Genomic DNA, 8,963 nt, shown 5'->3' with positions numbered 1-8,963 from the left:
ACTAACCCACAAACACCGCCCCCCAATTACCGCGCCCCCCCCCGCCGCGCCCGGGGGCGGCGGCTCTTCAGCTCGTCCCTCTCAAGCGGCCTCCGGTCGTCCTGCTCAAACTTTCCCCGTAACCGCCGATACCCTAGCCACCAAGAGCCTGTTCAAGATCTCGCGAGCTAGAGACAAACAAGGCCTAGGCGGTCCCGCGAAAACACCTGAGGAAGCGCAGTTTACGAATGGTAAATGAGCATTCCGAAGGCCTTTTCAACGCCGTTTGGCCGACGCGTAGCAGATCGTGAACAGGTTCTGACAAGTCGGCTGGCGCCCCATCGTGCCTGCCTGCTGGCCACCCTCAAGCCTCTGGAGCGGGCGGATGGAGCGCGCGGACGTCGAACGCTGGAAAAGCAAATACCTGGAGAGCCTCGAGCATCTCGAGCGCCTGGAAAGCCGGTGGGAAAACCGCCTGGACCTGGTGCGTCGTGGCCTCGTGCGCAGCAGCCTGGCCGCCGAAGGCAACGACGCGGCGGTGGACGCCTGCCTGGTCGAATTGCGCGACATCCTCCGCCGTGACGACAGCGACGCCGATCTCGCCAAGCTGATTCCGCGCCTGGAGCGCACCGTGCTCGACTCCGAGCAGCGCCGGGAATTGCGCGCGCGCCAGGTGGCCGAGGCCTTCACCGAACTCTGCCGGTTGCTGCAGACCCTGGAATTGCCGCGCGACCAGCGCAAGGCGCTCAAGGGCTTTGCCAAGCGCGCCCAGGCCGCTGCCGACCAACCGGGGGAACTGCCTGCCCTGCTCGGCGAATTCAGCCGTCTGCAGCAACAGGCCCTGAGTCAGCTGCACCCCGAACAGCCCGCCCGCGCCGGTTTCCTGCAGCGCCTGCTGGGTGGTCGGGGCGAGACCGCGGAAGAGGCGCCGGCGACAACACCGAGTCCGGTAGCTGAAGACGCCTCGCCGGCGGCAATCGCCGCGCCAGCGGCGGAAACGCCGGCGACCCCTGAGCTACTGCCGCTGCCGGTCGAAGCTATGCCGGCCGCGCCGCCTGAAACCGCAGCAGAGCCCCTGGCAGTCCAGGCCGATCCGGCCTATGCCCTGCCCGCGGTGCCCGAACCCGGCTACAGCGCCATAGCGCCCCATCTGGAAGCCACCCTGCTGCGGCTGCTCGACGACCTGGCGCTGCCGGACAGCCACAAGCCCCAGGCCGAACACCTGCGCCAACGCATCCAGGGCAGCCTGAACTGGTACGAATTGGTACCCGTGCTCGATGACCTGTCGGTGCTGGTGCTGGCCCTCAACCATTCTGGGCAGAGCGAATTCCAGCTCTACCTGCGCCGCCTCAATGAGCGTCTCGCCGCCTTCCAGACCGGTCTGCAGGACGTCCACGCCGGGCGTCAGGACGGCCAGACCCAGGAGCGCGCCTTCGGCGACGCCCTGCGCGGCCAGGTCAGCGAATTGCAGAGCGAGGTGCAGGAGGCGACGGACCTGGACAGCCTCAAGCTGTCGCTGGACAGTCGCCTGGAAGGCCTGCTGACCAGCCTGGCCGACCAGCAGAGTCAACGCGAGACCCGCGAGCAGGAAGCCAGCGAAAGACTCAGCGCCCTCACCGAGCGCGTCGCCGGCATGGAGCGCGAGGCCCAGCAGTATCGCGGTCATCTGGAAGAACAACGGCAGAAGGCCCTCTGCGACCCCCTCACCGGCCTGCCCAATCGCGCCGCCTGGAGCGAGCGCCTGGAGCTGGAGGTGGCCCGCTGGCAACGCCATGGCGGCGACCTGCTGCTGGCGGTGCTCGACGTCGACCTGTTCAAGCGCATCAACGATGGCTACGGCCACCTGGCCGGTGACAAGGTGCTCAAGATCATCGCCAGCGAATTGCAGCGCCGCCTGCGCAAGACCGACTTCATCGCCCGCTTCGGCGGCGAGGAATTCGTCATGCTGCTGGGCGCCACGCCAGTCGCCGGCGGGGTCACCCTGATCGAGCAGCTACGCGCCGCGGTCGCCGCCTGCCCCTTCCATTTCAAGGGCGAACGGGTGGTGATCACCCTGTCCGCTGGTCTCGCGGCCTTTGCGCCGGGCGAGGATGCCGATACCGTATTCGAGCGTGCCGACCAGGCGCTCTACCGCGCCAAGCGCGCCGGACGCGATCGCCTGGACGTGGCCTGAACCCCTTCCACGTTCGCGAGGTAATCGTGCGAAAGCCCTTCAAGCTCCTCCCCTGGCTGCTCTGCGGCCTGCTTCTGGCCGGCTGCTCCAGCGGTCCGCGCATCAATGACGACTACACCGCCCGCGATCAGGACAGCCGGGTGCAGTACATCGTGCTGCACTACACCGCGGCCGGCTCCCAGCAATCGCTCAAGCTGCTGACCCAGGCCGGTGTCAGCGCCCACTACCTGATCGACACCGATGGCACTGTCTATCGCCTGGTGGACGAGAATCGCCGCGCCTGGCACGCCGGCGTGAGCGAATGGGAAGGCCGCACCTGGCTCAACTCCACCTCCATCGGCATCGAGATGGTCAACCTGGGCTTTCGCGACACCCCGGCCGGGCGCCAGTGGTATCCCTTCAGCGAGGCCCAGATCAAGGCGCTGATTCCGCTGCTCAAGGACATCGAGCAGCGCCACGGCCTGGATCGCCGCGCCATCGTCGGCCACAGCGACATCGCGCCGGGGCGCAAGCAGGACCCGGGGCCGCTGTTTCCCTGGGCACGTCTGGCCGCAGCAGGCTTGATCAACTGGCCGGATCCGGCGGTGGTCGCCCAGCGCCAGGCCAGCCTGGGCGGCGTGCTGCCGCCGCCGGCCTGGTTCCAGGATCAGCTGGCGCGGATCGGTTATGCGGTACCGCGCACCGGCGTGCTCGATGCGGCCACCCGCGACGTCATAGGCGCCTTCCAGATGAAGTACCGGCCTGGCCGTTTCGACGGCCAGCCGGACCTGCAGACGGCGGCGCTGCTGCTCAGCCTGCCCAGCGGTCGCTAGGCGGCCGGAGGCGGCTTACAGCCGCACGCTGGCGAAGGTGGATTCGCCCTGGGCCTGGCTCAGGGCCGCCAGCGCGGACGAGGCCGGCATCAGCGACAGCTCCTGGGACAGCGGCATCAGCGCGATGGGCTGCTGGATGGTCGGACCCTGGCGCTCGTCGCGCGGCGGGATGCCGAAGTATTCGCGGTAGCACTTGGAGAAGTGCGGGGTGGAGACGAAGCCGCACACCGAGGCCACCTCGATGATCGACAGGGTGGTCTGCTTGAGCAGCTGCCGGGCACGGATCAGCCGCAGCTTGAGGTAGTAGCGCGACGGCGAGCAATGCAGGTACTTCTGGAACAGGCGCTCCAGCTGGCGCCGGGACACGTCCACATAGACCGCCAGTTCGTCGAGGTCGATGGGCTCTTCGAGGTTGGCCTCCATCAGCGCCACGATTTCCTGCAGCTTGGGCTGGTTGGTGCCCAGCATGTGCTTGAGGGGGACGCGCTGATGATCCTGCTCGTTGCGGATGCGTTCGTAGATGAACATTTCCGAGATCGCCGCCGACAGCTCGCGGCCATGCTCGCGACCGATCAGGTGCAGCATCATGTCCATCGGCGCGGTACCGCCCGAAGCGGTGCAGCGATTGCGGTCGATGGTGAACAGCCGGGTGCTGAGCACCACGCGCGGATAGGCTTCCTGCAGGGCCGCCAGGGTTTCCCAGTGCACGCTGCAGTCGTAGCCGTCGAGCAGGCCGGCCCGGGCCAGGGCCCAGCTGCCGGTACAGACCGCGCCCAGCTTGCGGCCCTGGCGCGCCTGGCTCTGCAGCCAGGTGCAATGCTCGCGGGACACGCTGCGCTGGATGCCCACGCCGCCACAGACGATCACCATGTCCATCACCGGGGCGGCGCTCACGGCGCTGTCCGGGGTGATCTGCAGGCCATCGCTGGCGCGCACCGGACGGCCGTCCAGGCTCAGGGTGCACCAGCGATAGAGTTCCCGCCCCGACAGTTGGTTGGCCATGCGCAGCGGCTCCACCACCGACGCCAGGGAGATGAGCGTGAAATTGTCCAGCAGCAGAAAGCCGATGGACTGGATCGCACGGGCCTGTGACGAGGTGGGAATGGGCGACATGGTTTGAATCTCCTTCACGCAGGCTGGGGCCCTTGGCTGGGCTCTAATGAGGTGCGGCGGACAACGATGGGCGAAAGATGTGTCGCGGACGCATAAGTCATGTCGCAATTCCCATGCCGAAAATGGGTGAACCCCGACACGGGCAAGCTGTCTGGGGCGAATAACCCATTCAGCAGCGCTCAATGGCGTTGATTAGCTAGGGTTTTTATTTGCGACCTTTCAGGTCCGAGACCGACCTTTTGCCGATGGCACTTCGCCAGATGTATTCCATCGGTAACACCGGGACGTAACCGACGCGCGCCAAAATGTGGCATGGCGACTCAGTGGGCACGGTTGTAGGTCAGGCCTTTCAACCGTCTGTCGCCCTTCTCGCTACTTGTGGCGAAAAGCCACCAAGGCGCGGGCCAGACGGACCGGTACGTGCAGTGGCCCGGGCCCTTCCCTTCGCGAACCCTGGAGTTCAGGATGAAAATCTTCCAAGCGCTGTGGTTGTCCGGTCTGCTGCTGAGTTCGACCGCGCAGGCGGGCGAGGCCGAGAGCTGTCAGCAGGTGCGCCTGGCCGATGTCGGCTGGTCGGATCTCAATATCACCAATGCCACGGCCCGCTATCTGCTCAGCGCCCTCGGTTACGAGACCGAGGTGCTGCGCCTGTCCCTGCCGCAGACCTACGACGCCCTGGCTGCGGGCGAGGCCGATGTCTTTCTCGGCAACTGGATGCCGGCGCAGGCCAAGCTCAGCCAGCCACTGGTCGATGCGGGGGCGGTAGAACGCCTGCACGCCAACCTGCAAGGCGCCCGCTACACCCTGGCGGTGCCCCAGTACGTCTATGACGCCGGGGTGAAGAACGTCGCCGACATCGCCCGCTTCGCCGAGCGTTTCGATCACACCCTCTACGGCATCGAGCCCGGCAACGACGGCAACGCCCTGGTCAAGAAGATGATCGCCAGCAATGCGTTCGGCCTGGGCGGCTTCAGACTCGATGAATCCAGCGAGCAGGGCATGCTGACCCAGGTGCGGATGAAGGAGCTGCTGGACCACCAGTGGATCGTCTTTCTCGGCTGGGAACCCCATCCGATGAACGTCCGGCACAAGCTGGCCTACCTCGACGGCGGCGATGACTACTTCGGGCCGAACCAGGGCGGGGCGACGGTCTACACGGTGGTGCGCAAGGGCTATGCCCAGCAGTGTCCCAACGTGGCCCGGCTGCTGGGCAACCTGGAATTTTCCCTGGACATGGAAAACCAGCTGATGGATCGGGTGCTCAACGAAAAGGACAATCCGCGCCGCGCCATACGCAACTGGCTCAAGCGCAATCCCGAACGGCTCGATGCCTGGCTCAAGGGTGTCGCCACCCGTAGCGGCGCGCCGGGCAACGCCGCGGTGAAGGCCAGTCTGGCCAACTGATTCGCGAGCGCTCCAGCCGTCGCCGACACCTCTGGGCAGCGGGCCGCCACGGCGAAGGGCACTGCCAGCCGTCTCTTTCGCTCGGCCGCCGCGCGCCGGACCCGGACGCGCCTGGGGCTCACGCTGGATACGACATTTCCGCTTCTGGTTACGACGCCGCGTACACTGGTAGCGACGCAGGCGGTAGGCGAGCCTGGGGGGATGGGTTACAGATAAATACACGTGGGGCGCACCGAAAGGTACCCCGCCAAACGCAAGGAGATGTGTCCATGAAAGGTTGTTCCCGTTGGCTCTTGAGTGCCGCCCTGCTGGCGCCACTCGCTGTTCAGGCGGCCGAGCCGGCTTCCTGTGCCAAGGTGCGCTTTGCTGACGTCGGCTGGACCGACATCACCGTGACCACGGCCGTGACCAGCGAGGTGCTGCACGCCCTCGGCTACCAGACCACGACCAACATGATCTCCGTACCGGTGACCTACAAGTCCCTGCAGAACAAGGATATCGACGTCTTCCTCGGCAACTGGATGCCGAGCATGGCGGCGGACATCAAGCCCTATGCCGACAACGGCAGCGTCGAGACCGTGCGCGCCAACCTGGAGGGTGCCAAATACACCCTGGCCGTGCCGCAGTACGTCTACGACGCCGGGGTCAAGAGCTTCGCCGACATCGCCAAGAACGCCGACAAGTTCGACGGCAAGATCTACGGCATCGAGCCGGGCAACGACGGCAATCGCCTGATCCAGGGCATGATCGACAAGAACACCTTCGACCTCGGCAAGTTCAAGCTGGTGGAGTCCAGCGAGGCCGGGATGCTGTCGCAGATCCAGCGCGCCGAGCGGCGCCAGCAGTGGGTGGTCTTCCTCGGCTGGGAACCCCATCCGATGAACACCCGCTTCAAGATGGCCTATCTCCAGGGCGGCGACGACGTCTTCGGTCCCAACTATGGCGGCGCCACCATCTACACCAACGTCCGCAAGGGCTACGTCCAGGAATGCCCCAACGTGGGCAAGCTGCTGACCAACCTGTCCTTCACCCTGGACATGGAAAACCAGCTGATGGACAAGGTCCTCAACGAAAAACAAGCCGCGAGCGCCGCCGCCAAGGCCTGGCTCAAGGCGCATCCGCAGGTGCTCGACCAGTGGCTGGCCGGCGTGACCACCCGCGATGGCAAGCCTGCGCTGGAGGCGGCGAAGACCGCCCTGGCCCCCTGAGCGAACACTAACATTCGACTGTCCCGCGCCAGTTCGGGCGGGTACTGCCACAGCCGAAGCACGAATCCGCGGTTCTCGTGCTTCGATCTGTCCACCCCTACCTGACGGGCACCGTTATGTTAATCACCGACCACAAGCTCCCTCTCGGCCAGCAGATCGCCGACTTCATCGACTGGCTGACGCTGCATGGCGCCAGCGTCTTCGACAAGATCTCCGATGTGCTGTCCGGCCTCATCCACGGCCTCACCGCCGGCCTGATGTGGTTCAACCCGCTGGCCTTCATTGCCCTGGTCGCGGTAGGGGTCTATCTGCTGCAACGCAGCATCGGCCTGGTGATCTTCGCCCTCATCTCCCTGCTGCTGATCCTCAACCTGGGGTACTGGCAGGAAACCATGGAAACCCTGGCCCAGGTGGTCTTCGCTACCCTGGTGTGCATCGCCGTGGGCGTGCCGCTGGGCATCATCGCCGCGCACAAGCCCTGGTTCTACACCGGCCTGCGCCCGGTCTTGGACCTGATGCAGACGGTCCCCACCTTCGTCTATCTGATTCCGACCCTGACGCTGTTCGGCCTGGGCGTGGTACCCGGGCTGATTTCCACGGTGGTCTTCGCCGTGGCCGCGCCGATCCGCCTGACCTGCCTGGGCATCCAGGACGTTCCCGCCGAGCTGATGGACGCCGGCAAGGCCTTCGGCTGTTCGCGCTGGCAGCTGCTGACCCGCATCGAGCTGCCCCACGCCATGCCCAGCATCGGCGCCGGCATCACCCAGTGCATCATGCTGTCGCTGTCCATGGTGGTGATCGCCGCCCTGGTGGGTGCCGACGGCCTCGGCAAGCCGGTGGTGAACGCCCTCAACACCGCGGACATCGCCCTGGGCTTCGAAGCCGGCCTGTCCATCGTCCTGATCGCCATCCTGCTCGACCGGGTGTGCAAGCAACCCGCCCCTCGCGAGGTTAAATAAGTCATGACCGCCATTCGTTTCGAACACGTCGACGTCATCTTCGGCAAGCAGAACAAGCGTGCCCTAGAGCTGCTCGACCAGGGTAAGGGTCGCAGCGAGATCCTCCAGGAAACCGGCCAGGTGCTGGGTGTCGAGGACGCCTGCCTGGAGGTCCAGAAGGGCGAGATCTGCGTGCTGATGGGCCTGTCCGGCTCGGGCAAGTCCAGCCTGCTGCGCTGCATCAACGGCCTCAACACCGTGAGCCGCGGCAAGCTGCTGATCGAGCACAAAGGCAGCGAAGTGGACATCGCCAACTGCTCGCCCACCGTGCTCAAGGACATGCGCACCACGCGCATCGCCATGGTGTTCCAGAAATTCGCCCTGATGCCCTGGCTGACCGTGGCCGAGAACGTCGGCTTCGGCCTGGAGATGCAGGGCCGCTCGGCCGCCGAGCGCAAGAAGCTGGTGGACGAGAAGCTGGAGCTGGTCGGCCTGACCCAGTGGCGCAACAAGAAACCCGACTCCCTCTCCGGCGGCATGCAGCAGCGCGTCGGCCTGGCCCGCGCCCTGGCCATGGATGCCGACATCCTGCTGATGGACGAACCCTTCTCCGCCCTCGATCCGCTGATCCGCCAGCAACTGCAGGACGAACTGCTGCAGCTGCAGGCCAAGGTCAACAAGACCATCGTCTTCGTCAGCCACGACCTCGACGAAGCCCTCAAGATCGGCACTAACATCGCCATCATGAAGGACGGTCGCATCATCCAGCACGGCCGCCCCGAGGACATCGTGCTCAATCCGGCGGACGAATACGTGCGTACCTTCGTCGCCCACACCAATCCGCTCAACGTGCTCAGCGGCTACAGCCTGATGCGCGGCCTGGACAAGTGCGGTCGCGAGGGCAACGAGATCTGCCTGGAACGCAGCCATGACATCTGGCTGGCGCTGGACAACCAGACGGTCAAGGCCTTGCGTCGCGGCGGCGAGAGCCTGGCCCTGCAACGCTGGACCCCGGGTATGCCGGTCACCAGCCTGCAGCGCCAGCCGACCCTGGCGCCGGCCGACATCCGCATGCGCGACGCCCTGGAGATCCGCTACCACACCGGGCACAAGCTGGTGCTGGAGACCGACGGCCGCGCCGTAGGCATCCTCGGTGACAAGGAGCTCTACCACGCCCTGCTGGGCAAGAATCTGGAAAAGGCCGGCGAAGACGTCGCCCCGCCCGCGGTCCGCTCGACCCTGTCCCAGGCGGGCTGACCGCCTGGCCCGGCCCCCCCCCCCCGCCCCCCGCGGCGGGGGGGCCCGGGGGGGGGGGGGGCCGGGAGTGCGCGCGGGT

At 66.2% G+C, this 8,963-nt stretch carries 7 protein-coding genes; 6 read left to right on the top strand and 1 reads right to left on the bottom strand.

What is annotated here, in order from left to right:
• Window positions 1-364 precede the first annotated feature (364 nt).
• Both QMX82_RS24920 and QMX82_RS24915 read left to right on the top strand, forming a co-directional pair.
• The gene (locus QMX82_RS24920) at window positions 365-2,152 is read left to right on the top strand and encodes a GGDEF domain-containing protein (RefSeq protein ID WP_282288559.1); all 1,788 of its coding nucleotides are present in this window, start codon (window positions 365-367) and stop codon (window positions 2,150-2,152) included.
• 26 nt (window positions 2,153-2,178) lie between these two features.
• Entirely contained in the window at window positions 2,179-2,964 is a 786-nt protein-coding gene (locus QMX82_RS24915) for an N-acetylmuramoyl-L-alanine amidase (protein WP_282288557.1), read from the top strand.
• 15 nt (window positions 2,965-2,979) lie between these two features.
• Here QMX82_RS24915 and QMX82_RS24910 read toward each other — a convergent pair whose 3' ends face one another.
• Window positions 2,980-4,077 (bottom strand): GlxA family transcriptional regulator, encoded by a 1,098-nt coding sequence (locus QMX82_RS24910; RefSeq protein ID WP_037006569.1) that lies wholly within the window; start codon window positions 4,075-4,077, stop codon window positions 2,980-2,982.
• A gap of 465 nt (window positions 4,078-4,542) precedes the next feature.
• On the opposite strand from QMX82_RS24910, the gene choX reads away from it, so the two are divergent.
• From choX to choV, 4 genes are all read left to right on the top strand, one after another.
• Entirely contained in the window at window positions 4,543-5,481 is a 939-nt protein-coding gene (choX, locus tag QMX82_RS24905; RefSeq protein ID WP_282288550.1) for a choline ABC transporter substrate-binding protein, read from the top strand.
• Window positions 5,482-5,750: 269 nt separating this feature from the next.
• Window positions 5,751-6,689, top strand: coding sequence for a choline ABC transporter substrate-binding protein (locus tag QMX82_RS24900; protein ID WP_017639238.1), 939 nt, complete (start codon window positions 5,751-5,753; stop codon window positions 6,687-6,689).
• 116 nt (window positions 6,690-6,805) lie between these two features.
• A complete protein-coding gene (choW, locus tag QMX82_RS24895) occupies window positions 6,806-7,648 on the top strand; it encodes a choline ABC transporter permease subunit (protein WP_059316705.1) in 843 nt (280 codons plus the stop codon).
• A gap of 3 nt (window positions 7,649-7,651) precedes the next feature.
• Window positions 7,652-8,884 (top strand): choline ABC transporter ATP-binding protein, encoded by a 1,233-nt coding sequence (gene choV / locus QMX82_RS24890; protein ID WP_282288544.1) that lies wholly within the window; start codon window positions 7,652-7,654, stop codon window positions 8,882-8,884.
• The last annotated feature ends 79 nt before the right edge of the window (window positions 8,885-8,963 follow it).

Source organism: Pseudomonas sp. PS02302 (genome assembly GCF_029959585.1).
GTDB classification, from domain to species: Bacteria; Pseudomonadota; Gammaproteobacteria; order Pseudomonadales; family Pseudomonadaceae; genus Chryseomonas; species Chryseomonas aestiva.
This window is presented reverse-complemented; position numbering and strand designations above follow the sequence as displayed.

What these genes read in the sequence shown, in the direction of transcription:
- QMX82_RS24920 (WP_282288559.1), top strand. Translation starts at nt 365, where the DNA reads ATGGAGCGCGCGGACGTCGAACGCTGGAAAAGCAAATACCTGGAGAGC.
- QMX82_RS24910 (WP_037006569.1), bottom strand. Translation starts at nt 4,077, where the DNA reads ATGTCGCCCATTCCCACCTCGTCACAGGCCCGTGCGATCCAGTCCATC.
- choX (WP_282288550.1), top strand. Translation starts at nt 4,543, where the DNA reads ATGAAAATCTTCCAAGCGCTGTGGTTGTCCGGTCTGCTGCTGAGTTCG.
- QMX82_RS24900 (WP_017639238.1), top strand. Translation starts at nt 5,751, where the DNA reads ATGAAAGGTTGTTCCCGTTGGCTCTTGAGTGCCGCCCTGCTGGCGCCA.
- choW (WP_059316705.1), top strand. Translation starts at nt 6,806, where the DNA reads ATGTTAATCACCGACCACAAGCTCCCTCTCGGCCAGCAGATCGCCGAC.
- choV (WP_282288544.1), top strand. Translation starts at nt 7,652, where the DNA reads ATGACCGCCATTCGTTTCGAACACGTCGACGTCATCTTCGGCAAGCAG.